The sequence below is a fragment of the Xanthomonas sp. WHRI 1810A genome (assembly GCF_040202885.1).
In the GTDB taxonomy this organism is placed as follows: Bacteria; Pseudomonadota; Gammaproteobacteria; order Pseudomonadales; family Pseudomonadaceae; genus Aquipseudomonas.
Genome location: NZ_JBEGED010000056.1, coordinates 1 through 639 on the forward strand (window position 1 = coordinate 1; position 639 = coordinate 639).

Below are 639 nucleotides of genomic sequence, written 5' to 3' on the forward strand. Positions count from 1 at the left end.
CATGTTGGCCTGCATGGCCGAGAAGATGGAGCTCCATCAGTATGTTCCACTGGAACCCTGGCAGCGCGATCTGGGCGAGCATGTACGTGCCCGTCGGCAACTGGTCGAACTGCTGAAAGCAGCAAGGCAGCAGTTGCTGCAGGTTGCGGAAAAAGCGCTACGAAAGATCCTGCAGGGCAACGTGAACCAGCTTGTGCGCAGCGTGGCGCGGCTAGACAACCTGATCGCCGGGCAGCTGAAGACGCTGCTCATCGAGCAACCGCACCTGGCCGCGTTGAAGACGCTCAAAGGGGTCGGTCCGGTGCTGCTGGCCGTGCTGGCGTGCCGGTTACCAGAGCTTGGGACGCTCAGCGGAAAGCAGATATCCCGATTGGTTGGCGTTGCCCCGCTCTCGCGCGACAGCGGCGCGATGCGAGGTAAACGGGGGATTGGCGGAGGCCGAGCCGACATCCGACAGGCGCTGTATATGGCGGCCATGTCCTCAGCTCGGCACGAGCCACGTCTGCGCGATTTTTACAGAGCGCTGCGGGCACGCGGCAAGGAGGGCAAGGTCGCCCTTGTGGCGGTGATGCGTAAGATGCTGGTGATCCTCAATGCGCGCGTGCGCGATGAAAGAGCCGCCATGAAGCCCGCCTGAGC

At 63.1% G+C, this 639-nt stretch carries 1 protein-coding gene; it reads left to right on the plus strand.

Annotated features, from left to right (window positions below; all coding sequences use genetic code 11):
• Positions 1-637 (plus strand): transposase (locus tag ABQX22_RS26690; protein WP_349802859.1); only part of this gene is annotated, 637 nt, incomplete at its 5' end.
• Positions 638-639 lie beyond the last annotated feature (2 nt).